Source organism: Halapricum desulfuricans (assembly GCF_017094465.1).
In the GTDB taxonomy this organism is placed as follows: domain Archaea; phylum Halobacteriota; class Halobacteria; order Halobacteriales; family Haloarculaceae; genus Halapricum.
In genome coordinates this window covers 1,856,509-1,881,243 of sequence record NZ_CP064791.1, presented here as the reverse complement: position 1 = coordinate 1,881,243, position 24,735 = coordinate 1,856,509, and the positions used below count along the sequence as shown (strand labels likewise).

Sequence of the window (24,735 nt, the reverse complement as noted above, 5' to 3'; positions counted from 1 at the left end):
TTCTGATGCGGCCCGCTCATCCCCGATCAACTGTCGCAAGACCGGTCAGTCCCCCGTCGCTTCATCGAACGGACAGAAATGTGATTCTGAGTAAACATATCCGTCCATACCGCGTCACACCCAAGAGATGCGACGGAGACAGTACCTCGGCAGCGTCGCCGGTCTCGGCGCGCTGTCGGTCTTGCCGACAGTAGACGGAACCGCACGCGCACTCTCGGCTGGCGTCACGCCACAGAGTCACCATCCGGGGCCGCCGCGGGTTATGCACGCCGGCGAGCGACTCGTCGACCCGCCAGCGGCCGATTACAAGGGCGATCCCTCCCCGGACGATCGGGATCTGCTGGCCCCCCGTGTCCCGGATCCCCAACGCGATCCCGACAACTACGGCGCCGATGCGTTCACCTGGACAGTCGTCGAGACGCCGCCGGACAGCGAGCTCGAGGGGTTCTACGAGAACGACGCCGAGTACGATTACGGGACTGACAACGTCGTCGCGTTCGATCCGGACGTCCCCGGCCGGTACGTCCTCGAACTCGACGCGCCGGACGGAACGCACGAACTGACGGTTCGGGTCTTCCCGGAGCCCGCTTCGGACGCCGCCGGACCGCCTCGTGTCCGGCCGACCGGTGAGTACGACGCCGGTGCAGACGCGTTCGTGATCGAGGCCAACCAGGCGACCGCCCCGGACAGCGACACCTCTCCCGAAGACGTGACTGTCGAATTCCTCACCGACGATCGGGACGGCCTGACCGACTCCGACCTCGGGGTCGACGGTGCGACGGCGACCGTGCCGGCCGACGCTATCGACGACACGGCGCGAGTGCACGTCGTCACCGTCGACGACCAACCGAGCGTCATCGAGACGGTCGAACTCGACGCCGACGCGGGGGCGGTCACGCCGCTGAACGCGCCGCCGGAGTGGCTCAAGGACGCGACGATGTACGAGATCTTCACCCGGTCGTTCGGCACCGAAGCGGGCGAGGTGGACTTCCAGTACCTCCAGTCGAAAGTCGACTACCTGGCCGATCTCGGCGTCGACGTGGTCTGGCTCACGCCGGTCGTCGACGCGACGACCCACCGTGAGGACGACCCCGTCGGCGGTCCCCATGGCTACGACACGATCGATTACTTCGAGACGGCACCCGCACTGGGGACCGTCGAGGAGTACGAGGCGTTCATCGACGCCTGCCACGAACAGGACATCAAGGTCTGTTTCGATCTCGTGATCAACCACACGGCCCGTCGACACCCGTTCTTCCAGGACACCGTCGATGCGGGCGAGGACTCCAAATACTACGACTGGTACGAACGGACGGCCGACGGCTCGCCGGCGAACTACTTCAGCTGGTCGGACCTGATGAACATCAACTACCAGTCGGTCGCGATGCGCGAGCACGTCCTTTCGGCTGTGGACTACTGGGCCGAGAAGGTCGACGGCTTCCGGTGTGACGTCGGCTACGGCGTCCCCCACGGCTTCTGGAAGGAGGTCCGCGAGCGCGTCAAGGCGATCGACGAGGACGCGTTCCTGCTGGACGAGACCATCCCCTACATGCGGCGGTTTAGCGAAGGGGAGTTCGACCAGCACTTCGACGACGTGCTCTACCAGACGCTGGTCGACGTCGGGCAGGGGCTGGATGCCAGCAACGTCGTCGACGCGATCACCGAGCGCAACCGCAGCGGGATCCCGGATCGGACGCTATTCTTACAGTACCTGGAGAACCACGACCTCCCGCGGTATCTCAACAACGTCGACAAGCAGGCCGAGCGGGCCGCCGCCGCGGCGACGTTCACGCTCCCGGGCACGCCCATGATCTACTACGGGCAGGAACGGGCGCTGCCGGAGTACAGCGAACCCCGCGTCACCGACCAGGGGTACGCCCGCGCGTTCATGAACTGGGACGACTACGACGAGGAGCATCTGGCGTTCTACAAGTCGCTGATCGCGGCCCGCGAGGAGATTCCCGCGCTCGCACACGACGCCGACTTCCGGGGCGCCTACTACGAGAGCGACTCCGAGAACGTCGTCGCCTACGGCCGGGACGCCGGCGACCAGACGGTCGTGGTCGTCCTGAACTTCGGGGACGACTCCGCCCGCGTCGATCTCCGCGGCTCCGTCTCGACGACCGATCTGCGTACCGGCGACGACCTCGGCGTCGACGGCGACGGCGAGACCACAACCGTCGAGGTCGGCTCCGTCGCGATCCTGGAGACGCCGTCGCTGTCGGGGCTGGGGAGCCACGTCGTCGGCATCGACGACGACGCCGGCGACGTACCCTACACGTATCCGACCGGCGACGCCTACGCCGAGGGGGCGCTCGATCTGACCCGTCTCGACCTCCACGAATCGGAGACGGACTATCAGTTCCGCTTCCGGTTCGACGGGCCGATCGAGAACTCCTTCGGTTACGACGGCGGCTTTTCCGTCCAGCACTTGCAGCTCTACCTCCGGGATCCGACGGACCCGTCGGGGTCGACCGCGGCCCGTGAGGGGATCGACGCGACGCTCTCGGCGCCGTATCAGTACCGGATCGTCGCCGACGGCGAGCACGGTGCACGCGTCGAGACGCCCGACGGGGAGACGATCGCCGAGGGATCGGTGTTCGCGAGTCCGTCGACGCGTTCGATCCGGGTCGACGTCCCGAAACACGCCGTGCCGGGCAACCCGACCGACGAGCAACTCGTCCCGCTGGTCGCGGGCTACGATCCGGACGCGCCGGGCAACGTCGCTCGCGTCGACGAGTCCGCCGGCGAGCGTCGCTTCGGCGGCGCCGACGGTGACGTGCCCAACGTGATCGACCTGTTCACGCCGGAGGGCATGTCGGCAGCGGACGTGCTCGCATCGGACGCCGGGATCCCGTATCTCGTCCTGACGGACCCCTTCGAGGGCGACTTGCTCGCCGAGTGGGACGACCCGGTCGGCGACGACGACGGGCCGGGCACGTACACCTACCCGACCGGCGAGGCGTTCACCGACGGCGCGTTCGACGTCGAACGGTTCACCATCAGGGACACCGGCGACCGCCTCCTGTTCGTGCTCGAACCGGCCGGCGAGATCACGAACCCGCTCGATGGCGGGCTCGGATTCTCCCTGCAGCACCTCCAGCTGTACGTCGCCACCGACGGCGACGGCCCGACCGCGACTGAGGGTCGAACCGCCACCAACGTCTCCTTCGCGAGTCCCTACAACTACCGGATCGTCGCCACGGGCGATCGAGGTCGCAACGTCGTCGAGGACGCCACCGGCACGGTTGTCTCCGAGTCCGTCGACGCTGCGGGCTACCCCTCTCAGGGGGCGATTGCCGTCTCGGTGCCGAAGGCAGCTCTCGGCGGCGGGCTGGACGGCGCGGCCGTCGCCCCGCTCGTATTCGGCGACGACCCCGACAGTCCGGGCGGGATCCGACCGGTCGAGTCCGAGGCGACCGAGACGACGTTCGGCGGGGCCGACGCTGAGGACGCCCCAGCAGTCATCGATCTACTCGCGGAGGAAGCCGACCAGTCGACAGTTCTCGAAAGCGGCGACGCCGTCCCCCTGCTCCCGCTGTCGAACTTCTCCGGGACGCTCGTGCACGACTGGAGCGATCCGACCGGCGACGATCACGGGCCCGGCAGCTACGAATATCCGACTGCCGAGATACTGACGCCCGGGACGTTCGACATCACGGACGTCGAGCTGTACCGGGCCGGGGATCGCTACCGGTTCGTCTACTACCTGAACGACGAGATCACGAACCAGTGGTCTGGCAGCCAGGGCTTCTCGCTGTACTTCATGCAGGTCTACATCCGGGACCCGACGGCGGACCCGGCCGTTCCGGCGACGACGGAGGGCCGGACGGGGACGAACACGGACTTCGCACAGCCCTACCACTACCGCGCTGCCGTGACCGGCTACGATCTGCAGGCGATCGAAGCGGCCGACGGATCGATCGTCTCCGAGGACGTGGCGACGACAGTCCATCCGGACCTGCCGGCAATCTCCTTCGACTTCCCGGCGGACGTGATCGGCGACGCGGAGGAACTCCAGTTCGCCCCGCTTTTGTTCGGGTACGACGGGTTCGCGGCCGGACAGGTCCGGACTGTCCAGGCAGAGCCGACCGAGTGGAACTTCGGCGGCGGGAGCGCCGAGGGCGAAAACTCGAACGCTCTCGACATGATCACGCCCGAGGGCGTCCCTCAGTCCGAGGCGATGGCGTTCGAGGACGGTACCCGGCTCCCGTTCGTCCCGCAACTGGACGCCGACGGGCGGCCGACCGCCAGCGCGACTGCGCCGGATACCGTCTTCGCGACGGCGGAGGCGACTCTCGACGCGACAGGATCGACCGATCCCGACGGCCAATCGCTCACCTACAACTGGGTGCAGGTCGCCGGTCCCTCGGCCGAGCTCTCCGATGCGACAGTGCCCGACCCGACGTTCACCGCACCGGAGGTCAGCGAGGAGACGGCCCTTGAGTTCACGGTGACCGTGACCGACACCGACGGCAACAGCACGGGAGTGACGACGACGACGACAGTTCTGCCCCAGTCGGAGAACGAGGGGCCCGTCGCCGAGGTCACGCTCAGCACGGACGTCGAGGAGCCGGTTCCGGCGGGGACGACGGTCGAACTCGACGCCGGCAACTCCTCTGACCCCAACGGCGGCACGCTTAGTTACGCGTGGACGCAGGCTGGCGGGCCCGACGTCGACCTCGCCGGCGACACCGGTTCGACGACCTCGTTCGCTGCGCCCTCGGTCGGCGAGGCGGCCACCGTCTCCGTCGAAGTGACTGTTTCCGACGGACAGGGCGGGTCCGACACCGCCACGATCGATGTCGCCGTCGAACCGGAGCTGACGACCACCCCCACCACGACTCGATCCGACGCCGGGACGGGCACCGACACAGCGACTGAGACGGGTGACGGCTTCGGTCCCGGGTTCGGCGTCGTCTCGAGCGCGCTCGGCACGATCGGCGGCGCGGCCTATGCGATTCGGAGTCTGACTGACGCAGAGAGCAACGCTGACGGCGAGCAGTAGCCCTCATCAATCGGGTTCGTCCCCGGAGGTGGACGATTCACAAAGCCTTTTGCCCGGATCGCCGTTCGTGGTCGTGATGGAATACGGGCTGGTCGCGCTCTGGCTGGTGACGTACCTCCTGTTGCTGTACCTCGGGCAGCCCCTCGCACACGCGCTGTTGCCCGATATGGAGGACCGCGGGGCTTCGCTGGCGCTCCCGCTCGCGCTGGCGGTCGTCTGGCTCGTCGTGTTCGTCCTCGGGCGCGTGTCTATCCAGCTGGGACTCTGGACTGGTCTCCTCGTGCTCGCCGGACTCTCGGCGTTTGCGATCTATCGCGGTTTCGAGGTCGATCACGACGCCTACGCTCGCACTGCGCTCGTGTTCGCGGTCGCGTTTCTCTTTCTCGTCGCGATCCGGGCTGTCGATCCGGCGGCCTCGCCCGGCGGCGGCGAGAAGTTCCTCGATATGAGCCTGTTGCAGTCCTCGCTGCGCGGGTCGACGATCCCGCCCGAGGACGCCTGGTTCGCGGGCGAGCACGTCCGGTATTACTATGGCGGGCACCTGCTCGCGTCGCTTTTAGCGCGGCTGACCGGTACCACCGGGCGGTTCGCCTACAACCTCGCACTGTCGGGGTACTACGCCATGCTCGTCACGGCGGCCTACGGGCTGGCCGGCTCGGTCGCCGCCCACCGGGGATTCTCGTATCGACGGGCCGGGATCGGGGCCGCCTTCTTCGTCGGGTTCGCCAGCAACCTCCTGACGCCGCTGCGGTTCGGCGCCGCGTTGCTGGATGCCGTCGCAGCGCGGATCGGGCCGCTGGGTACGGTCCCGTCGGCGCTGGCAGGTGTCTGGGAGGCGTTCGCCGGACTCTTGCTCCCGTTGCCGCGCGGGTACGGGATCGGATCGTCGCTGTCGGAGTTTCACTACTGGTCGGCCAGCCGTGTGCTCGAGGGCGCGATAACGGAGTTCCCGCTGTTCGCGTGGTACAACGGCGACCTGCACGCCCACATGATGAGTACGCCGTTCCTACTGGCCGTCGCCGCGGTGCTCTTTCAGGTGTTCGTCGCCGGCGCGGATCGGTCGCGTCGCCGAACGCTCGGGACCATCTTCGGCGTCGTCCCGGCGCTCGGGGCCGTCGTCGCCGTCGTCAACTCCTGGTCGTTCCCCGCCGTCGGCGGACTGTCCGTCTTGGCACTCGCGCTCGCGCCGGACCGGCCGATGGCGGTACTGTTCGATCGCGAGCAGCCGATACTGAACGTGCGGTCGTCCGCCGGCCGCTCCGCGTCGTCTACTGGCCGGCCGGTGTCGTCCACTGACCGACTGTGGACCGAGGCGCGGACCCTCGCCGTCGCGACTGTCGCCGGCGTGGCCGTCCTCGCGATCGCCTGGCTGTTGTCGGCCCCCTACTGGCTCTGGGTGGCGAGCGCGACCGGTTCTCCCGGGGTACTTCCTCACCGGAGTACGCTCGCGGAGTTGCTCGTCGCTCACGGCGCGTTCCTGCTTCTGTTCTGGGTGTATCTCTATCGCCACGCCCGACCGTCGCTGTCCTCCCGTCCGGTCTTTTTCGCGCTCGTCGCGCTGACGCTCGCCGTGACGACGGAGATCGGTATCGCCGCTGTCGGACTGTTCGTTCCGCTGATCCTCATTGGATGGGCGCTGCTGCGGGACGAGCGACCGTCCGATGAGACGGCCACTACGACGGATCGAGACCCCCTCTCGAAACTCGGCTTCGAGACGGTGCTGTTGATCGCCGCCGCCGGGCTGATCGTGCTCGTGGAGTTCCTCTATCTGCAGGACGGCGCGATCCCCGGCCGGTTCAACACGGTGTTCAAGGTGTACGCCCAGGCCTGGGTGCTCGCGTCCGTCGCGGCCGGGGTCGTGCTGGTGCGACTGCTGGCCGATCACCGTCCGGCGCTCGGTCTCTCCGGCCGCCAGTGGCGACGCGCCTTCCAGATCGTGGCAGCTGGACTGGTCGGTGTGCTCTCGCTGTACGGGTTGTTGGTTCTCGCCGGTCACTTCGGGCTGTCCGACTCCGGCTCGGTACCGATCGAACCGCTGTCGGTCCTGCCCGGCTGGCTCGTGTTCGCGAGCTTCCTGCTCGGCCTCGCCGTTCTCGGACGAATCGGGATGCGGGCGGCCCCGACGCTGGTACCGTCCGACCGTGACGCGTCCTGTGCCGGGGCTCGACTGGCCGTCGGGCTGGTCGTCGTCGCGGCCGCGTTCGGTGGCGGGATCTGGCTGATCGACGCGGCGAACGAGGACGTCGATCCGACGATGGACGCGCTGGCCTTCGTCGAGTCCGACCACCCTGCGGAAGACGAGTCCATCTACTGGCTCGACGAGGAAGTCAAGGGGCAACCGAACATGGTTAGCTACCCCGGCCAGCAGTACCGCTGGGACAACGCGCCGGCCAGCCTGACCGGCGTTCCGACCGTGGTCGGCAAGCCACCGGAAGCCGTCTATCGCGGCTCGGATGTCTACGACCGTCGCGTCGAGGACGTCGAGACGATATTCACCGGTCAGCCGGCCCAACAGCGCCGGTTACTGGCCGAGTACGACGTCGAGTTGATCTACGTCGGCTCGAACGAGCGGGTTCACTATCGGCCGATCACTGTCGACCAGCTGGATGCCGTGCACGTCGAGAAACAGTGGCAGGCTGTCACGATCTATCGGGTCGATCAGTCGGCGCTTACGACTGGCACGTAACTCCCGGTCACGTCCTGATGGAGGACGTACCGGCTACGCCTCGACGACGGTCACTGCCTCGGCGTCCGCTGAGAGCGTATCCAGGTGCATCGGGATGTACTGGCGACGCTCGTAGGCTTCACGCTCGTCCTCCTGGCCGACCGTACACCACAGCTGGGGCCGGTCCGGTCCGTGCCAGTCGCCCTGGCGCTTGACGGAGAAACAGGTGTACTCGTCGCCGTCGTACTCGATGACGGCGTCCTTGCGGAGGTCCCCGGGATCGCCGTTGATGATGAGGTTCTTCATGCTCGCCCGTTCGGTGCAACCGCACTTAGGGACTTCGGAGCCGGCGGTCGGGCCGGACGGAACCAAACGGGTTTTAAGCGACGGCGAGAAATCACACGCAAGGTCGATTCGCTATGCAGATGCCACGCCGATTTAACACGTACTGTCCGAACTGTAACGAGCACCACGAACACGAGGTCGAGAAGGTCCGGTCGGGCCGCTCTTCCGGTATGAAGAAGGTCAACGACCGCCAGCGTGAGCGCCAGTCCGGCATCGGGAACGACGGCAAGTTCTCGAAGGTCCCCGGTGGCGACAAACCCACGAAGAAGACCAACCTCACCTACCGCTGCAGCGAGTGTGGCAAAGCCCACGTTCGCGAAGGATGGCGTGCCGGCCGACTGGAGTTCCAGGAGTAGATACGATGGCTGGAAACTTCTACACCGTCGCCTGTCCGGACTGTGAGAACGAACAGATCGTCTTCGGCAAGGCTGCCAGTGAGGTCGCCTGTGCAGTCTGTGGCCACACGCTCGCGGTCCCGACCGGCGGCATGGCCGAGATCGAGGGCGACATCGTCGACACCGTCGAGGCACGGTAACCATGAAGTACAGCGGGTGGCCGGAAGAGGGCGAACTCGTCGTCGGCCGCATCGACGAGATTGAGGATTTCGGCGTCTTCGTGGACCTGCTCGAGTACGACGACAAGCGCGGTCTCTGTCACATCAGCGAAGTCGCCTCCGGGTGGATCAAGAACGTCCGCGATCACGTCAACACCGACCAGCGGGTCGTCGCGAAGGTACTGGATGTCGACGAGTCCGCCCAACAGATCGACCTCTCGCTGAAGGACGTCAACGACCACCAGCGCAAGGACAAGATCCAGGAGTGGAAAAACGAGCGCAAGGCCGACAACTGGATGGAGCAGTCCTTCGGTGAGGACATCTCTGACGAAAAGTACGCCGCCGTCGGAAACGACCTGCTCGCGACGTTCGGATCGATGTACGAGGGCTTCGAGCAGGCGGCTATCCACGGTGACGATGCGCTCGAAGACACCGATCTCTCCGAAGACGAGGTGGATGCGATCGTCGAGACTGCCCGGGAGAACGTCTCCGTTCCGTACGTCGAAGTGTCCGGCTACGTCGACTTGCAAGCGTTTGACGGCGACGGCGTCGACGCGATCAAGGAGGCACTCCAGGCCGCCGAAGGAAACGGCGAGGTGCCCGAAGAAGTCGAACTCGAGGTGACCTACGTCGGGTCGCCGGAGTACCGGATCAAGGTCCGGGCGCCGGACTACAAGACTGCCGAATCGCAACTCGAGGCCAGTGCCGAGCGGGCCGCCGACGAGATCGAGGTACACGGCGGCACCGCGCAGTACCACCGTGAACGCAACACCGACGAGGAGTAATCTCCCTCGCTGGTATGAAATCCGATATTCGCATTTGTTCGGCGTGGCAGGATACCCACGACCGGCCGATCTATACGCTTTCTGAGACCTGCCCCGAATGCGGGGCCGATGCCATCAACAGTGCCCCTGCCCCCTTTTCGCCGGAAGATCGGTACGGCTCGTACCGACGGGCACTTAAGCAGCGACGCCGCGAGTAGCGGGTATGGACACGTTCGAAACCGAGATTCTCGCCGAGCCCGACCTGGAGGACCCGGTGCTCGTCGAGGGACTGCCCGGCGTCGGACACGTCGGCAAACTCGCTGCCGAGCACGTACTCGAAGAACTGGACAGCCAGCTCGTCGCGCGCGTCTACTCGACGCATTTCCCGCCGCAGGTCACCGTCGAAGACGGCACGGCGGAGCTCGCACACGCCGAGTTCCACGCCGTCGAGACCGAGACTGGATCGGACCTGATCACGCTGACCGGTGACCACCAGGCCCAGGACAGCCAGGGTCATTACGGCCTGACTGACACGTTCCTGGATGTCGCCGAGCAACTGGGCGTCGAACGGGTGTTCGCGCTCGGCGGCGTCCCGACCGGCGAACTCATCGAGGAATACGACGTGTTGGGCGCGGCGACGAGCGACGAACTGGTCGAGGACCTGGAAGCCGTCGGCGTCGAGTTCCGCGAGGACGAACCCGCCGGCGGGATCGTCGGCGTCTCGGGCCTGTTGCTCGGACTGGGCGCCCGGCGCGACCTCCCGGCGGCCTGTCTGATGGGCGAGACCTCGGGATACCTGGTCGATCCCAAAAGTGCCCAGGCCGTCCTGGAGGTCCTGCAAGATCTCATCGGCTTCGAAGTCGACTTCGCGTCGCTCGAAGATCGGGCCGACGAGATGGAAGAGGTCGTCCGGAAGATCCAGGAGATGGAGGGCGGCGGCCCCGCAGCGTCCGAAGAGGATCTCCGGTATATCGGCTAGAATCGGGCACGCGTTGCCTCTAGCGAGCGATTCTTGTCGCCCTGTTCGGTATTCGGGATGTGCTCGATAGCCTCGCCCAGTTACCGTCCTGGCTCGTCGTCGGTACCGCGCTGGGGCTGGCCTGTAGCCTCGCCGTCGCTGGGCTGTTCGTGCTGACTGACCGGCTGACCGGGGCTGACCGCCCGTCCGGATCCGGCGACAGCGAGGCGCGTCGGCGCTCGGAGATCCGGGCGTATCTCGGGCGGATCGGCGAGCAATTTATCGAGGATCACACTGTCGCCGACCAGCGAGTGGCGTTCTATCTCCCGGAGCGAGCCGTGGCGATCACCTTCGACGCGCGGACGTACTTCCGACTCGTCGGGACGGGGACGGCGCCGGTCCTCGTCGAGCACGAACTCCCCGGCGTCGCTCTCGGTGCGCGGTTGCCGTTCGAGACGCCGGCGGAGTCGGCCGGACCGGCTGGTCATCCGGCAGCGGCCGCGTTCGCCCGTCTGGGCGTTCCCGTTGGCGCGCCCCTCGCCGACGTTCGGGACGCCTATCGCGAGCGCGTCAAAGAGGTCCATCCCGATCAGGGCGGCGATGAGGTCGCGTTTCGGGAAGTCCGGGACGCGTACACGACGGCTCGCCAGTACACCGGCGACTGATCTCGCGCGCTCGTCATGACGAACCGGACGAGTTGCCGGCGGCGATCCGGACATCGCCACGTTCCGTGACGTAGACTCGGATCGGTCGTTTGAGAATGTTGTCTTCGATTGCGTCGGCGACCGACGAGCGCACTTCCTCGACCAGCTCGACCGCGGAACTGTTGACCTTGACGTCGGCCTCGTCACACGCGGAGTACACCCTCGGTGGCACGTCGAAAAGCGACGTATGGGCCTCGATTTCGGTCTCCACTGGCGGGTCTAACAGCTCCAGAAAGGCGACGGTGTTGCGCGCTTGCTCCGCGTTGTCTCGCGCGCTCGATTCGATGTTCGCGACGTTCGCACGCGTCGTATCGAAGCGATCGGCGATCTCGGCCTGTGTCAGCCCCCGCTCGCGGAGCGCGAGCACTTCGGCCTGCCGGTCTGTCAACACGAGCTTCTCGGCGGGATACTCGAACTCCGCGAGCGGGTCCGCGTCTCCGTCGGCCATAGCTGTTGCTCTCGATATCTACTCCCGGCGCTCGCATAAACCCCGGGGAGGCGCCGTGTCGTTCCCAGCGGCCACGGTATCATTCTTTACCGGCGGTCGAGGCGAATGCTCCCGGGCTTGACCCCGAGCGATTCACCACGGCGGGTCCCGTGACCGGTTGCACTCCCCGTCTAGCTTCAGGATAGCGACGTACTGGTTTGCCGCGAACTCCTGTTCGTCGCCGTACTGGTCGCTGTGAGGGTAGATGCCCAGCGGGATCAGATCACGTAGCGATCCCGGCTCCGCGCGGTCGGGGACGAAGTTCGGCGGTCGCTCGCCGAACTCCTTGACGATCGTGTAGTTGTACTTTCCATCAATCAGTGCCCGGACGTACGCCGCCCGGGCGTCGACGTTCGTATCCACGTCGTAGCCCCGCTGGTCGTCAGGGATGTCCCGCAGATACAGCAGTTCCTTGTATCCGATCTGGATGTAGGCGGGACAGCGATCGATCGCGCTCTCGTCGTCCGTCCAGATCGGATTGATCCGCATGTCGTGTGGGATCGCGTTTTCGAGGAATCCGTGATAGTACGTCTCCATCGTCGCGTTCTCCTCGGCGTTGTCGCGCAACCAGTCGGTCGCCTCGTCGCGGGGCATCGACGCGTAGCCCGCGACGCCGACACCAGCGTATATGGACGTCGAGACGATCAGTATCGCGAGCCCGACTCTGGCTACTGTCCGGCGACGGCGTCCGAGTTCCCTGAACGTCCACGCTGTCAGAAGCATAATCGCCGGGAACGTCGGGAGCAGGTGATGAACACGCCAGTCGTGCCACGTCGAGATGAGCAACAGGAAGGCTCCGAGGTGAGCGACGAGCAGCCAGATGCTGTCCAGCTGTGGCGCGGCCGCTCTCGGATCCGGGAGCGCGACGAGCCGCTTCCCGAAGAGGTAGAGACTGGCGCCGACGCCGAGTACCGCTCCGACGAACAGCGGGATCCCGAACGCGCTGAAGTACGTCCGCAGGAACCACCACCACGTCGGGGCCGTCGGGCCGACTGCCGTCGACACACGTTCGCCCCCGCTCAGAAACCACCGCGCCGTGACTTCCCGGACCGATCCGACTAGCAGCGTCGGCGTGCCGAGTATCATCACGGCAAGTCCGATCCCGGCACCTGTCAATATCAACCGCGGCCGCCAGACCGCGTCCCTGAACGATCCGTCCGCCGACCGCGCACCCAACAGGTGGGCCAGTCCGATCAACAGGACGATCGGCGCGACGGTGAGCTTGAAGACCATCCCCACTGCACCGGCGGCGCTGGCCTGGTAGAACCGCCTGTCGTCGTCGGATTCCAGAAACAGCACGAGCGCGTACAGCGATGCGAGCAGGAAAAACGTCGCCGGGATGTCCTCGCCGCCTTCCTTGGCGAGTTTCACGAATCCGAGCGTCAGCCCGAGCAGGACAGACGCGATGCGACCGGTCGGCCGATCCCAGATCCGGGTTCCGAGCCGATAGGTGAGATAGACCGTCCCGACGGCGAACAGGACGTTCGTGAGCCTGATGAGCACGAGGCTCCACGTCCACACCCAGCGCGGCGTCGAGGCCCAGGTCTCGTAGTGTGCGTAGCCGCCGGTCGGAATTCCGATCCCGGCGATGGCGTCGACCTGCCCGGTCAGCGCTGCGACGAGCACGACCGGCAACACCGCGATCACGTACAGATAGGTAGTCCCGGCCCACGGCTCTCGACTCCAGGTAATTCCCTCCCGGAGCCCGCTGAAACTGGGGTCGTTGATGACCGAACTGTACGTGACCAGCGGATCGAGCACCCGGTCGTGTTCGTCCCACGTCGCGAATATCGGAACCCGATGCCAGAACCAGAACCCCGCAAGGACGAGCGTGACGAGCAGGATATAGACCAGATACGGGTCCGAGCGAACGTCGTCGCGGACTTGCTCGCTCGCGCGTCCGAACCAGCCCGACCACGTTCCCATCGGGTCGGAGTCCGGGAACCGGCTACAAAAACGTTGTTCTTGCCGGCGTCGCTCGCCGTCTCGCTCTCTCTGCTAAACTTGAAAATGGATTTATGCGTCCCGTTGAAACCGACGGCTACCATGGAATTCCCGGATGCCGTGCCGGTCGACTCGACTCGGGAGTTGCACGACTGGCTGGTGGACAACTGGTGGGTCGTCCTCGTCGCCGGCTCCGTCGGCGTGGTGGGGCTCGCGACGGTCGTGAAATTCGCGGGCTCGCCGTTCTACATCCACAAGGACTCGGCGCTGTTCCAGCACGGCGGCTGGTACATCCTGAACGGTGGGACGCTGTACGTCGACATCTGGGATCTCAAGCCCCCGCTCATCTACTGGGTGTCGGCCGTCCTCGCGCTGCTGTCGTTCGGCAACATGGCCGTCCTCCAGATCTACGGCATCATCGCCGCGGTCGCCGCCGTCTCCGGCGGGATCATCTTCGTCGGGCTGACGGCCCACCGGCTCACTGACGATCGCTTTGCCGCGCTCGTCGCCGCCGGGTCGATGCTTCTGGTCACGTCGCTGTACACGTTCCCCTACGCCGGCATCCGGCCGAAGTACTTCGCGTTCCTGTGTGGTGCCGGGGCTCTGTATTTCGCCCTCGAGGACCGCTCTCTCGCCAGCGGCGTCGCTGCCGCGCTCGCGGCCGGCTTCTGGCAACTCGGCGGGTTGCTCGCGTTTCTCGTCGTCGCGATCAACGCCGATCGCGGCGGCGCTCGCGGTGCCGGACGGACGATTGCCGGCGGACTCGTCGTGACAGTGCTGACCGTATTGCCCTTTGTCCTCACCGGCAGAACGATCCCGCTCTTCGTCGAGGTCGTCCTCGGTCCGATCTACGGCGTCGAACGGTACACGCTCGTCGGACGGTTGCTCACGCTGATCGTCGAACTCGGCCCCGGACTCTTGCTCGTTCCGATTGCGTTCGCCGGCTACGCGCTGGCGATCCGGCGAGACTGGCGGACGTACTGGTGGGTCGCTTCCGGCGGTGGACTGTACTCGCTGCAGATCTTCCTGGAGTTTCAGGGCACTATCGAGCTCGTCCTGTTTTTCGTCTTCCTCGCGCTCGGCGCTGGCGTGCTCACGGCCGAGCTCTCGGTGCCGTCACGCCAGTCGACGCTCGCCGGCGTGCTCGTCGTCCTGATACTGCTCTCGGGCCTGTGGGCCGAAAGCTCGGTAATCCCGGGCAACGACGCTGCCGTTGACCTCCAGGAGGACCACGACATTCCCAACTACGAGGATCTGCCGCCGGACCCGCCCAACTCGCCGTCGATGCAGGAGATCTACTGGGAGAAACAAAAGCCTGACAACTGCCATTACCGGCTCGGTCACAAACAGAAGTACTTCGAAATGGTGACCGGCGGATCGATAAACAAGACTACCTGTGGACAGTGGCCGTACGACCGGGAGCCGCTGCCGTGGGTTCTGGATGCGTTGAACCCCCTATCCTGACCGTTCACGGCAGTCTCGGGTAATTCACGGCGTTCTGAAGACCCGTACCGTGTCCCGGTTCGTCGGCTTCGTGGTGAGCTGAGCGAGACCGAGGTCGGTGAACACCCGCTTCCAGTCGCGGTGATACAGCGGGAACTCGTCGTTGACGTAGCTCACGTCGCCGTCCGACCGGCCCCGCTCCGGGCTATTGCCCTCGTTTTCGGCAGTTATCAGGATATCGCCCGTCACACGCGTCAGTTCCTCGAACACCCACGCGTCGTCGGGGTGGATGTGCTGCAGCGTCTCGACGGAGTAGACGACATCGAAGGCATCGTCATCGAACTCCGGGACGATGTCCTCGATTGCACCCGCCCGAAAGGCCCCCGTCTCCGCCAGCGTGGGATATCGCTCGGCCATCACCTCGAAAGACTCGTCGTTGATGTCGATCCCGGTCAGGTTCTCGAACCCAGCCCGACGCAGGTACTCGAGGTGGCGGCCGGAGCTACAGCCAATCTCGAGGATCGCCGCGTCGGTCGAGACGTAGTACTCCAGTACTGTCGCCAGCGCGTCGCTCACCTCGTTTTCTCCGATACCTGCGTAATATTCGGGCGAAAACTCCCCCGAGCGCTCCGCCCACGACTGCCGGTTCGCGTCTGGATCCATACTGGCTCGTTTGTCATCAAGGCCCTTGACGGAATCGTTGTGTCGGCCGCCCCGCTGTCCCCTCGAGGGACGTGTCACTACCGCTCCGAGCATCGTGCGGGAACGTATCGGGCGAACGGAACGTGTCTGACGAGCGGCGCAAACTATTTGGCCACGATGGGACTTGTGCATGACAATGACGACGCGCGCGGCCGACCGAGTGGACGAGTGGGAATCGCGTCCGTTCACCGACGGTTACGAGCAACTGCGGACGCTCGCCGACCGGTCGTTCTCCGGTGCGGTCACGGCGGGTCGTGCGACGCTGTATCTGATCAACGGGACCGCTGTCGACGTCCTCGGCGGGTCCATCGAGGACTTCGAGGACGCGACCGGGACGGTCCGGGAAGCACCGACGCCGGCGCTCTCGCTTCTGGCCGTGATGCAGGAACGGGGCGACGACGTCCGGGCGAAATACTACAGCGAGGAGACCGCGCTGAGCGAGGCCGACCGAAAGCTCTCCGACGGCGGTTTCACTGGCTACGTCGAACTCTCGGAGAACGTCCTCAGCGGCGACTACTACGTTCTCTACCAGGGCGGCAAATCGATGAGCGTCGCCTTCCTCGGCGAGAGCGAGCGACTGGTATACGGCGAGGACGCCTTCGAGCGTGCCGACGAGGAGGTCGGCATCTACAAGGTCTATCCGGTGTCGATCGACCCGATCGAGATCCCGGAGCCCGAGGAGCCAGAATCCGACCCTCCGTCCGGAACCGGCGAGGAACCGCAATCGGAGACCGACGCTTCCGACTCGGCGACGGCTGATCCGTCACACGCGGCTGACGCCGATGCCGACGCCGACTCGGCCGGCTCGCAGGCGGAGACGTCCGCAACTGCGGACTCACGGGACGCTGAGCCGGCGACCGATACGGTGCCAGCGGACGAGTTGTCGGCCGATACTGGCCGTTCGGCCGAGACCGACTCGTCCGCGTCAGCGAGCGACGCCGGCGAGTCCGCAGCCTCGACAGGAGATGCCGATCGGACCGAGATGTCGGAAGATGCCGACAGCGTACACCGTGGTGGGCGCGGCACTGATACGGTCCCCCGTGAGCGTACGGATCCACCTGAAACGACGCGTGATACCCCGACGACGCGGGACGATGACGTGGCGCGTGATGCCCCGACGACGCGGGACGATGACGTGGCGCGTGATGCCCCGGCGGCGCGAGACGACGCGTCCGAACGCGGGCAACCGTCCCGGTCACAGGACGAGAGCACGCGTGACTACCCGAGCGAACGAGCGCAAGCGCCATCCGAGCGCGAAGAGGGCCGTCGGCGCGAGCAGAGTGGTGGCGACCGGCGACCCGACACACCGTCCCGCGAGTCCGGGTCGCGACGGGATCGCCAGCCCCGTGACGCCGACGCTGCTATCACCGAACACGTCGACGACGCGGCGGGCGGATCCGACGATCGGGACGGCGGCTCCAGTGATACCTCCCTCGAGCGGCGCGTGATCCCGTCCGTCGATCCCGGCCGGACGTGGACTCCAGAGGACGATCACACCGGCACCGACCCCGAGTACGAACAGCCCGCGGGCGCGACTGGCGACCGCCGGACGAACAGCGAGTCGTCCGCCCGGTCAGCAGCCAATCGATCGGCGTCCACGCGCTCGCCAGCGGGCTCCCAGCCCGCACAGTCCGAGGACACGCGGGCTGAAATCGCCGATCTTCAGCAGCGGATCGACGAGCTCGAGGCCGAACGCGGGGACCTCGAAGCCGAACGCGACGAGCTGCAGGCCCAGCTCGAGCAGGTCCGGGACGAGCGGGACGACCTCCGGGAAGAGGTGCAGACGCTTCGCGAGCAGGTGGCGACTCTCGAGGACCGTCTCGAAGCACAGACAACCTCGTCCGAAGCGGGATCGCCTCCATCCGGCAGTGATACGTCGTCGGGACAGTCCCTCACACCGCAGGAAGCCATCGCCGGCACGAACCTGTTCGTCCGCTACGGCTCGAAAAGCGGCGCGACGCTGTCGGCGGCCCACGATGGCGACGCCGACGCGACGGCCGTCAACGACAACCTCTCGCTGGAGTACCACACGGAGTTCGACGACGCGACGGCCACCGTCGACGGCGAACCGTACGAGTCGTTCCTCGAGGGGACGATCCACTACCGATTCGTCGCGTGGCTCGTCGAGGATCTCCTCTATGCGGTCCGGGACACGGGTCATCGGAGTTCGCTCGCGGATCTGTATGACGCGATCCCCCGGATCGATCGCGTGCAGTTCGCCGGTACGGTCTCGGCCGATGCGGACGCCGAGGACGGAGACTCCCGTGCGGATACGTCGTTCGATGTCGTGGTGCGCGACCGGATGGGCAATCCGCTGATCGTGACGAACCTCAACGATTCCCGGTCGGCGACGACCGAGGGGATGATGACCGACCTCGTCACCGCCGCGAGGCAGGTTGGGGACATACACGAGCGACTCGCCGGCGCGTTTTTCGTCACGTCGAGCTTCTTCGACCCGGATGCCCTCGAAACGGCCGCGGAAGCGACCGGCGGCGGGCTGCTCAGCCGTGACAAGCGCGAGAGCTTCGTGCGACTATCGAGAAAAGACGGCTTTCACCTCTGTCTGGTCGAGTCACGCGACGACGACTTCCACCTCTCGGTGCCGGAACTTTAGTTTTCGACTTCGGCCGCGTCGTCGATCTTCATCCCTTCGAGTTTCTCGCCGATGTGGTCGATCTTCTCGTCCAGATCGTCGACGAACTCGCCGGTCTCTTCGGTCGTGATCGCACCCTGGCTGGAGGGCTCGATGAGGTTTTCCTCCTCGAGGACCCGCAGCGAGTACCGGACCTTGTGATGGGGGTAGCCCGTCTCGTTGGACATCTTCACGATTCCGATCGGTTCGTTCTCGATGACCATCCGCAGTACCTGCAGATGGCGTTCCAGCATGTCGACTTCCTTCTCAAGCCGGTCTATCATGGCATTCGTTAACTTGTGTGCCCAGGGTTTAAAGGTTGCTGTCTGGCCGAAGGAAAATCGCTACAGCGAACTACGATTCCCCGGTATTTAGAGGTTGTGATGGGTTCACTAGCAGTCCGTGGCCGTTCGACGGTGTCGGACCGTAATCTGTTTACCCGGGTGGTGGGAAATCGACCCTGATGACTGTCACGATCGTCGGCTCACAGCTCGGCGACGAGGGAAAAGGCGGCGTCGTCGATCTCTACGGCGACGCGGCCGACGTCGTCGTTCGCTATCAGGGCGGAGATAACGCGGGCCACACCGTCGTCGAGGGTGGGGAGACCTACAAACTCTCGCTGGTGCCCAGCGGTGCGGTCCGGGGCAAGATCGGTGTGCTCGGAAACGGCTGCGTGATCAACCCGCGGACACTGTTCGAGGAGATCGACGCGCTGCGCGATCGGGGGCTCGATCCGGATATCAGAGTTGCCGAGCGCGCTCACGTGATCATGCCGTTCCACCGTGTACTGGACTCCATCGAAGAGGACGTCAAAAGCGAGGACGACCAGGAAGTCGGGACCACGGGCCGGGGGATCGGCCCGACCTACGAGGACAAGGCCGGCCGTCGCGGGGTCCGCATCGGCGACCTGCTCGATCCCGACGTGCTCCGCGAACGGCTGGAGTACGTCGTCCCGCAGAAACGCGCGATCGTCGAGGACGTCTACGGGTTGGATCCGGACGAACTGGACTACCCGAAGGCCTTCGACGTCGAGGCCCTCCACGAGGAGTTCAGCGAGTACGGCCGCCGGCTGGAATCGATGGCCGTCAATGCCGGCCAGTTCCTCAGCGAGGCACGGGCCGAGGGCGACAACGTCATGCTCGAAGGGGCACAGGGGACGCTGCTCGATATCGATCACGGCAACTACCCGTACGTCACCTCCTCGAACCCGACCGCTGGCGGGGCCTGCGTCGGCAGCGGCCTGGCACCTGGCGTCGTCGGCGACGGCGAGGTGATCGGCATCGTCAAGGCGTACCTCTCGCGCGTCGGCTCCGGCCCCATGCCGACGGAACTGGGCGGCGTCGTCGAGGACACGCCCGGGTACGACGAGCAGGGCGAAGGTGACAACGAGGAGCTGGCGACGTACATCCGCGAGGAGGGCGACGAGTACGGCACCGTCACCGGCCGTCCCCGTCGAGTCGGCTGGCTCGACGTGCCGATGCTCCGCCACGCCGCGCGTGTGTCCGGGTTCACTGGTTTGGTAGTCAACCACGTCGACACGCTGGCTGGACTGGACGAGGTGAACGTCGGCCATGCCTACACGCTCGACGGCGAACAGCTGGAGACGGTCCCGCCGACGACAGAGGAGTGGGCCCGCTGTGACGCCACGCTTCGCACGTTCGACGGCTGGCCACAGCAAGACTGGGGCGCCGTCGCCGAGGCGGGCTACGAGGCGCTGCACGAGAACGCCCGGGCGTACCTGGAGTATCTCAGCGACGAACTCGACACGCCGATCTACGCGGTCGGGATCGGCCCCGGGCGCGACCAGTCGCTCGTCCTCGAAGAACCCGAGTACTGATCTCAGCCGTACGGTTTCTTGCGATTTCACACCTCCTCATCAGCTGTGCCGCTCACGAACCCGTCGCGGATTTAGCTCCGGAACGTTTACGTATTAGACGCGTCTAAATTCTCGCAATGAGACGGAGTCGGTCCGGAGGGAGTCGCCGTGTCTGAGTTCTTGACGGTCGTGATCGTCGCAGCGACGGCACAGCTCGCGGTGCTTCCGGGCGAGAAAGTCCAGTTCATCATCGCGGGCCTCTCGACACGATATCACCCGCTCGTCGTCGTGTCGGCCGCCGGGGCAGCCTTCGCCGGCTGGACGGCGCTGGAGATCCTTTTCGGCAACGCGCTGAAAGGAGCACTGCCGACGCTCTACCTGGATCTGTTCACTGCAACGCTGTTCGCGGTGTTCGCGGTCTTACTGTTGCGGTCGGCCCCGGCAAAGCAGGCGCAACCGACTGCGACCGACGGCGGTGCGTTCGGTAGCGAGGGTGACTTAGATGTCTCGTTGTTCGGCTACGAGGTGCCCAACGCCCTCGGCGGCTGGCTGCCGATCTTTGCGATGATGGCGGCTGGCGAGTTCGGCGACAAGACCCAACTGATCACGATCACGCTGGCGGCTCAGTACGGCGCTCATCCCGGGATCTGGGTCGGCGAGATGCTCGCGATCATCCCCGTGAGTCTCGCGAACGCGTACTTCTTCCACACGTTCTCCAGTCAGTTCGACGCCCGAAAGGCGCACTTCGCCGGCGCGGCGATCTTCGCGTTTTTCGCTGCCGATACGCTACTCGCGATCACGACTGACTTCTCGGTCTGGGAGACCGTCGTCGGGGCGGTCTCGTCGGCACTTTCGGCACTGGTCGTGGTCAGTTGAGTCGGTCGGTGTCGACTGCCACGTTCGGCGGTGCGATGACGAGAAAGCCTCGGAAGTGGACGAGTTCTCCACCCATATCCCGTATCTCCCGGGCGAAACCGGCCGCGCGCTCGTTGACGTCGCCCTCGACGCTGAGCACGAGGACGTCCCCGTCTTCGATCAACTCGACCCACTCCTCGTCGGCTGTACTTCCGTCGAGGATATCGAGCACGATCCGCCCGTCCCCGTCGTCGGTTCCATCGAGTTTGTCCTCGACGGCCTGCAAATCGAGATCGAACTCGGCCATACGTTGTCCCTTGGCGGCCACCACCAAAAATCGTTCTCGTCGAGTCGAACCGGACATCCGTCCAGACTATCGGGGTAGCTCGGTGCCCGAACGGACAACTATCCATTGTGTGGCCCGGACATTGAAATACCGTCCACGCGCTGTGACGATGGAGAACAACCTTTTTATATCACGAGCGACCTTGATTCGGATGCAAATGACCCAACATACCGAGGGCACGTCGGAGTCTCCGGCGGATCGAGTTCTTCCAGGGCACACTCGATAGCACCTCTGAAATCGACGAGGCACGAATTTTCGATACGACGCTCCGTGACGGGGAGCAGTCGCCTGGTACGTCGTTTAGTTACGAAGACAAACGCGAGATAGCCGCGCTGCTCGACGAGATGGGAACCCACGTCATCGAGGCCGGGTTCCCCGTCAACTCCGACGCGGAGTTCGAGGCGGTCCGGGACATCGCCGCCTCGACCTCGACGACCGTCTGTGGACTGGCCCGTGTCGTCGAGGACGACGTCGAAGCGGCGCTCGATTCGGGCGTTGAACTGGTTCACGTGTTCGTCTCGACCAGCGACGTCCAACTGCAGGACAGCATGCACGCCACCCGCGAGGACGCGTTGCACCGCGCGGTCGAGTCCGTCGAGCGCGTCAAAGAGGCCGGCGTCGAGTGCATGTTCTCGCCGATGGACGCGACCCGGACCGACGAGTCGTTCCTGATCGAGGTCGTCGAGGCCGTCTCCGAGGCGGGCACCGACTGGATCAACATCCCGGACACCACGGGCGTCGCGACCCCCGGCCGGTTCGAGGATCTGGTCGGGACGGTCGTCGAGCACACCGACGCCCGCGTGGACGTCCACACCCACGACGACTTCGGGCTGGCGACGGCAAACGCCCTGTCGGGCTACGAGGCCGGCGCGGCTCAGGCGCAGGTGTCGGTCAACGGCATCGGCGAACGGGCTGGCAACGCCGCTTACGAGGAAGTCGCGATGGCGCTGGAGAGCCTCTACGATGTCGACACCGGGATCGATACGACCCGGATCACTGAACTGTCACGGCTCATCGAGGAGAAGAGTTCGATCGCCACTCCCGGGAACAAGCCGGTCGTCGGCGACAACGCCTTTGCCCACGAGAGCGGCATCCACGCCGCCGGCGTCATCGAGAACGCTGACACCTTCGAGCCGGGCGTGATGACGCCCGAGATGGTGGGGGCCGAACGCGAACTGGTGTTGGGCAAACACACTGGCACCCACTCCGTCCGCGAGCGGCTGACCGAGGCCGGGTACAACCCGACCGACGAGGAGGTCCGGCAGGTAACCCGCCGCGTCAAGGACTACGGCGCGGAGAAACGGCAGGTCACGCTGGACGTCCTCGAACGGTTCGCCGACGAGGTCGGCGTCGACCGCGCACGAACTGAGGAGGTCCGTGCCTGACCATGTCGCCGACGGCGTTCACATTCGCGGTTGACCAGCGGCTGCGGTACTGGTCGACACGCCATCCGTCGGGCGACCAGCCGCCGGCACACACCCGGTGTCGCCCACGGCCCCGACATCGACTCTCACGGAACCTTTATTATTCGGGACGGACAGATTCACGTACTGATGACACAGTCCGCTGGCATCCGGGATCGCCCCGCCACCAGCGGCGCGCTCGTCCTTCTCGGCGGTATTGTAGGGGCCCGTTAGGCCCCGCTACACCCCCTTTTCGTTTCGGCCGGTATCGCTCCCGACTACCAACCCAGCAACCAGCAATGCAGACACGACACCCAACACACAGTGATCGACCATGAGTGAACGCGCATCGATTCCCAAGCGGGACCCAGAAGAAGTTCCTGAACGAGAGAGCGGCATCGAAACGGTCGAGTCGGGCTCGGAGGCGATCATCGCCTCGCTCGAGCAGGCCGGCGTCGACCACGCATTCGGCGTCCAGGGCGGCGCGATCATGCCCGTCTACGACGCTCTGTACGACTCCTCGATCCATCACATCACGATGGCCCACGAGCAGGGCGCGGCCCACGCGGCCGACGCCTACGGGATCGTCACGGGCGAACCCGGCCTGGCGATGGCGACCTCCGGTCCCGGTGCGACGAACCTCATCACCGGGCTGGCCGACGCGGCGATGGATTCGGACCCGATGATCGCGCTGACCGGCCAGGTCGCGACCGACTTCGTCGGCAACGACGCCTTCCAGGAGACTGACACCACGGGTATCACGATGCCCGTCACGAAGGCCAACTACTTCGCCAACCACTCGGATACGGTCGGCGACGACGTCAGCGAGGCGTTCGCGCTGGCCCGTGAGGGCCGGCAGGGCCCGACGCTGGTCGACCTCCCCAAGGACATCACGAAAGGCGAGACCGACCAGTGGCCGAAACCGCCGGAGGCCCCGGACACCCACGACGAGCCTGTCGAAGCCGACGAGTCGGCCGTCGAGGCCGCGGCCCGGACCCTAAAGGCGGCCGATCGACCGCTCATCCTCGCCGGCGGCGGCGTCATCAAGAGCGAGGCCAGCGACGAACTGCGATCGTTCGCCCGCGAGTACGAGATCCCCGTCATCACGACGATGCCCGGGCTCGGCACGTTCCCGGAGACCGACGACCTCTCGCTGGGGATGGCCGGTATGCACGGGACCGGCGCAGCCAACATGGCCGTCACGAACTGTGACGCACTGTTGGGTGTCGGCACCCGATTCGACGACCGGTTGACCGGCGGCGTCGACACGTTCGCACCCGACGCCGACGTCATCCATATCGACATTGACCCGGCCGAAATTTCCAAGAACATCGAAGCCGATCACCCGCTGATCGGCGACGCCGAGCGCGTCCTCGAACAGATCGACGACGCACTGACGGCCGCGCCGACGGCCGATCAGTGGCGCGAACAGTGCCGGACCTGGACCGAGGAGTATCCGCTGGACTACGAGATGCCCGACGACGAACCGCTCAAGCCACAGCACGTCGTCGAGACGTTCGACGAACTGGCCGATGACGACGCCATCGTCACCACGGGCGTCGGCCAACACCAGATGTGGGCGGCCCAGTTCTGGACCTACGAGTACCCGCGCACGTGGGTCTCCAGCAACGGCCTGGGGACGATGGGCTATGGCGTCCCCTCGGCGATCGGCGCGAAGATCGGCGCCCCCGATACGGAGGTCGTCGCCTTCGACGGGGACGGATCCTTCCTGATGACGATGCAGGAGCTGTCGGTCGCGGTCCGGGAGAACCTCGATATCACCTACGTCGTGCTCAACAACGAGGCGATCGGGATGGTCCGCCAGTGGCAGGACGGCTTCTACGAGGGCCGCCGGATGGCCAGCGAGTACCCGTGGGTGCCGGAGTTCGACAAGCTCGCGGAGGCCTTTGGCGCCCGCGGGTTCCGGCTGGAAGATCCCGAAGATGTCGAGGAGACTATCCAGGCCGCTCGCGAGTACGACGGCCCGGCCGTGATCGACGCGATCATCGACCCCGCCGAGAACGTCTTCCCGATGGTTCCCTCCGGCGGCGACAACGGACTGTTCGCCCTGAACGAGCAGCACCTGGAGATGATCTGAGATGCCCGGAGA

General features: G+C 65.7%; 20 protein-coding genes. 14 read left to right on the top strand and 6 right to left on the bottom strand.

Annotation, left to right across the window (positions count from 1 at the left end; all coding sequences use genetic code 11):
* Positions 1–127 precede the first annotated feature (127 nt).
* A complete protein-coding gene (locus tag HSEST_RS09645) occupies positions 128–5,008 on the top strand; it encodes a glucodextranase DOMON-like domain-containing protein (RefSeq protein ID WP_229120723.1) in 4,881 nt (1,626 codons plus the stop codon).
* A 76-nt stretch (positions 5,009–5,084) separates the two neighbouring features.
* Complete coding sequence (locus HSEST_RS09640) at positions 5,085–7,694, top strand: DUF2298 domain-containing protein (protein ID WP_229120722.1); 2,610 nt, start codon at positions 5,085–5,087, stop codon at positions 7,692–7,694.
* Between the two features lie 33 nt (positions 7,695–7,727).
* Here the strand turns inward: HSEST_RS09640 and HSEST_RS09635 are convergent, their stop codons facing one another.
* Positions 7,728–7,979 (bottom strand): HAH_0734 family protein, encoded by a 252-nt coding sequence (locus HSEST_RS09635; RefSeq protein WP_229120721.1) that lies wholly within the window; start codon positions 7,977–7,979, stop codon positions 7,728–7,730.
* Positions 7,980–8,092: 113 nt separating this feature from the next.
* Between HSEST_RS09635 and HSEST_RS09630 the strand changes: the two genes are divergently transcribed.
* Genes HSEST_RS09630 through HSEST_RS09605 form a run of 6 tightly spaced genes read left to right on the top strand, consistent with a single transcriptional unit; the run spans position 8,093 to position 10,958 of the window.
* Positions 8,093–8,374, top strand: a complete 282-nt coding sequence (locus tag HSEST_RS09630; protein ID WP_229120720.1) for a 50S ribosomal protein L44e — start codon at positions 8,093–8,095, stop codon at positions 8,372–8,374.
* A gap of 5 nt (positions 8,375–8,379) precedes the next feature.
* Positions 8,380–8,553 carry a 30S ribosomal protein S27e gene (locus tag HSEST_RS09625; protein WP_229120719.1) on the top strand — a complete coding sequence of 58 codons (174 nt, stop codon included), beginning with the start codon at positions 8,380–8,382 and terminating at the stop codon, positions 8,551–8,553.
* Between the two features lie 2 nt (positions 8,554–8,555).
* Complete coding sequence (locus tag HSEST_RS09620; RefSeq protein ID WP_229120718.1) at positions 8,556–9,356, top strand: translation initiation factor IF-2 subunit alpha; 801 nt, start codon at positions 8,556–8,558, stop codon at positions 9,354–9,356.
* A gap of 14 nt (positions 9,357–9,370) precedes the next feature.
* Positions 9,371–9,553 carry an RNA-protein complex protein Nop10 gene (locus HSEST_RS09615; RefSeq protein ID WP_229120717.1) on the top strand — a complete coding sequence of 61 codons (183 nt, stop codon included), beginning with the start codon at positions 9,371–9,373 and terminating at the stop codon, positions 9,551–9,553.
* A 5-nt stretch (positions 9,554–9,558) separates the two neighbouring features.
* On the top strand, positions 9,559–10,314 hold the full coding sequence (locus HSEST_RS09610) for a proteasome assembly chaperone family protein (RefSeq protein WP_229120716.1): 756 nt from the start codon (positions 9,559–9,561) through the stop codon (positions 10,312–10,314).
* Between the two features lie 59 nt (positions 10,315–10,373).
* The gene (locus HSEST_RS09605; RefSeq protein WP_229120715.1) at positions 10,374–10,958 is read left to right on the top strand and encodes a J domain-containing protein; all 585 of its coding nucleotides are present in this window, start codon (positions 10,374–10,376) and stop codon (positions 10,956–10,958) included.
* A 13-nt stretch (positions 10,959–10,971) separates the two neighbouring features.
* On the opposite strand, the gene HSEST_RS09600 is transcribed toward HSEST_RS09605, so the two are convergent.
* Together HSEST_RS09600 and HSEST_RS09595 are read right to left on the bottom strand one after the other, a co-directional pair.
* Positions 10,972–11,445, bottom strand: a complete 474-nt coding sequence (locus HSEST_RS09600) for a Tfx family DNA-binding protein (protein ID WP_229120714.1) — start codon at positions 11,443–11,445, stop codon at positions 10,972–10,974.
* A gap of 132 nt (positions 11,446–11,577) precedes the next feature.
* On the bottom strand, positions 11,578–13,410 hold the full coding sequence (locus tag HSEST_RS09595) for an ArnT family glycosyltransferase (RefSeq protein WP_229120713.1): 1,833 nt from the start codon (positions 13,408–13,410) through the stop codon (positions 11,578–11,580).
* 120 nt (positions 13,411–13,530) lie between these two features.
* Here HSEST_RS09595 and HSEST_RS09590 point away from each other — a divergent pair, with 120 nt between their 5' ends.
* The gene (locus HSEST_RS09590) at positions 13,531–14,892 is read left to right on the top strand and encodes a DolP-mannose mannosyltransferase (protein ID WP_229120712.1); all 1,362 of its coding nucleotides are present in this window, start codon (positions 13,531–13,533) and stop codon (positions 14,890–14,892) included.
* 24 nt (positions 14,893–14,916) lie between these two features.
* On the opposite strand, the gene HSEST_RS09585 is transcribed toward HSEST_RS09590, so the two are convergent.
* Entirely contained in the window at positions 14,917–15,534 is a 618-nt protein-coding gene (locus HSEST_RS09585) for a class I SAM-dependent methyltransferase (RefSeq protein ID WP_229120711.1), read from the bottom strand.
* 175 nt (positions 15,535–15,709) lie between these two features.
* On the opposite strand from HSEST_RS09585, the gene HSEST_RS09580 reads away from it, so the two are divergent.
* Positions 15,710–18,187 (top strand): DUF7527 domain-containing protein, encoded by a 2,478-nt coding sequence (locus tag HSEST_RS09580; protein WP_229120710.1) that lies wholly within the window; start codon positions 15,710–15,712, stop codon positions 18,185–18,187.
* Here HSEST_RS09580 and HSEST_RS09575 read toward each other — a convergent pair.
* On the bottom strand, positions 18,184–18,489 hold the full coding sequence (locus HSEST_RS09575; RefSeq protein WP_229120709.1) for a hypothetical protein: 306 nt from the start codon (positions 18,487–18,489) through the stop codon (positions 18,184–18,186). The genes HSEST_RS09580 and HSEST_RS09575 overlap by 4 nt on opposite strands.
* 179 nt (positions 18,490–18,668) lie before the next feature.
* Here HSEST_RS09575 and HSEST_RS09570 point away from each other — a divergent pair, with 179 nt between their 5' ends.
* The gene (locus HSEST_RS09570) at positions 18,669–20,042 is read left to right on the top strand and encodes an adenylosuccinate synthase (RefSeq protein WP_229120708.1); all 1,374 of its coding nucleotides are present in this window, start codon (positions 18,669–18,671) and stop codon (positions 20,040–20,042) included.
* Between the two features lie 147 nt (positions 20,043–20,189).
* A complete protein-coding gene (locus HSEST_RS09565; RefSeq protein WP_229120707.1) occupies positions 20,190–20,897 on the top strand; it encodes a TMEM165/GDT1 family protein in 708 nt (235 codons plus the stop codon).
* Here the strand turns inward: HSEST_RS09565 and HSEST_RS09560 are convergent.
* On the bottom strand, positions 20,890–21,183 hold the full coding sequence (locus tag HSEST_RS09560; RefSeq protein ID WP_229120706.1) for a DUF5779 family protein: 294 nt from the start codon (positions 21,181–21,183) through the stop codon (positions 20,890–20,892). The two genes, HSEST_RS09565 and HSEST_RS09560, sit on opposite strands and share 8 nt — an antisense overlap.
* Positions 21,184–21,389: 206 nt before the next feature.
* Here HSEST_RS09560 and HSEST_RS09555 point away from each other — a divergent pair, with 206 nt between their 5' ends.
* Both HSEST_RS09555 and ilvB read left to right on the top strand, forming a co-directional pair.
* Positions 21,390–22,607, top strand: coding sequence for a LeuA family protein (locus HSEST_RS09555; RefSeq protein ID WP_229122984.1), 1,218 nt, complete (start codon positions 21,390–21,392; stop codon positions 22,605–22,607).
* 352 nt (positions 22,608–22,959) lie between these two features.
* Complete coding sequence (gene ilvB, locus HSEST_RS09550; protein WP_229120705.1) at positions 22,960–24,723, top strand: biosynthetic-type acetolactate synthase large subunit; 1,764 nt, start codon at positions 22,960–22,962, stop codon at positions 24,721–24,723.
* Positions 24,724–24,735: the final 12 nt, after the last annotated feature.

Coding starts and splice junctions, on each gene's coding strand:
- HSEST_RS09645 (WP_229120723.1), top strand. CDS start 128: ATGCGACGGAGACAGTACCTCGGCAGCGTCGCCGGTCTCGGCGCGCTG.
- HSEST_RS09640 (WP_229120722.1), top strand. CDS start 5,085: ATGGAATACGGGCTGGTCGCGCTCTGGCTGGTGACGTACCTCCTGTTG.
- HSEST_RS09635 (WP_229120721.1), bottom strand. CDS start 7,979: ATGAAGAACCTCATCATCAACGGCGATCCCGGGGACCTCCGCAAGGAC.
- HSEST_RS09630 (WP_229120720.1), top strand. CDS start 8,093: ATGCAGATGCCACGCCGATTTAACACGTACTGTCCGAACTGTAACGAG.
- HSEST_RS09625 (WP_229120719.1), top strand. CDS start 8,380: ATGGCTGGAAACTTCTACACCGTCGCCTGTCCGGACTGTGAGAACGAA.
- HSEST_RS09620 (WP_229120718.1), top strand. CDS start 8,556: ATGAAGTACAGCGGGTGGCCGGAAGAGGGCGAACTCGTCGTCGGCCGC.
- HSEST_RS09615 (WP_229120717.1), top strand. CDS start 9,371: ATGAAATCCGATATTCGCATTTGTTCGGCGTGGCAGGATACCCACGAC.
- HSEST_RS09610 (WP_229120716.1), top strand. CDS start 9,559: ATGGACACGTTCGAAACCGAGATTCTCGCCGAGCCCGACCTGGAGGAC.
- HSEST_RS09600 (WP_229120714.1), bottom strand. CDS start 11,445: ATGGCCGACGGAGACGCGGACCCGCTCGCGGAGTTCGAGTATCCCGCC.
- HSEST_RS09595 (WP_229120713.1), bottom strand. CDS start 13,410: ATGGGAACGTGGTCGGGCTGGTTCGGACGCGCGAGCGAGCAAGTCCGC.
- HSEST_RS09590 (WP_229120712.1), top strand. CDS start 13,531: ATGGAATTCCCGGATGCCGTGCCGGTCGACTCGACTCGGGAGTTGCAC.
- HSEST_RS09585 (WP_229120711.1), bottom strand. CDS start 15,534: ATGGATCCAGACGCGAACCGGCAGTCGTGGGCGGAGCGCTCGGGGGAG.
- HSEST_RS09580 (WP_229120710.1), top strand. CDS start 15,710: ATGACGACGCGCGCGGCCGACCGAGTGGACGAGTGGGAATCGCGTCCG.
- HSEST_RS09575 (WP_229120709.1), bottom strand. CDS start 18,489: ATGATAGACCGGCTTGAGAAGGAAGTCGACATGCTGGAACGCCATCTG.
- HSEST_RS09570 (WP_229120708.1), top strand. CDS start 18,669: ATGACTGTCACGATCGTCGGCTCACAGCTCGGCGACGAGGGAAAAGGC.
- HSEST_RS09560 (WP_229120706.1), bottom strand. CDS start 21,183: ATGGCCGAGTTCGATCTCGATTTGCAGGCCGTCGAGGACAAACTCGAT.
- ilvB (WP_229120705.1), top strand. CDS start 22,960: ATGAGTGAACGCGCATCGATTCCCAAGCGGGACCCAGAAGAAGTTCCT.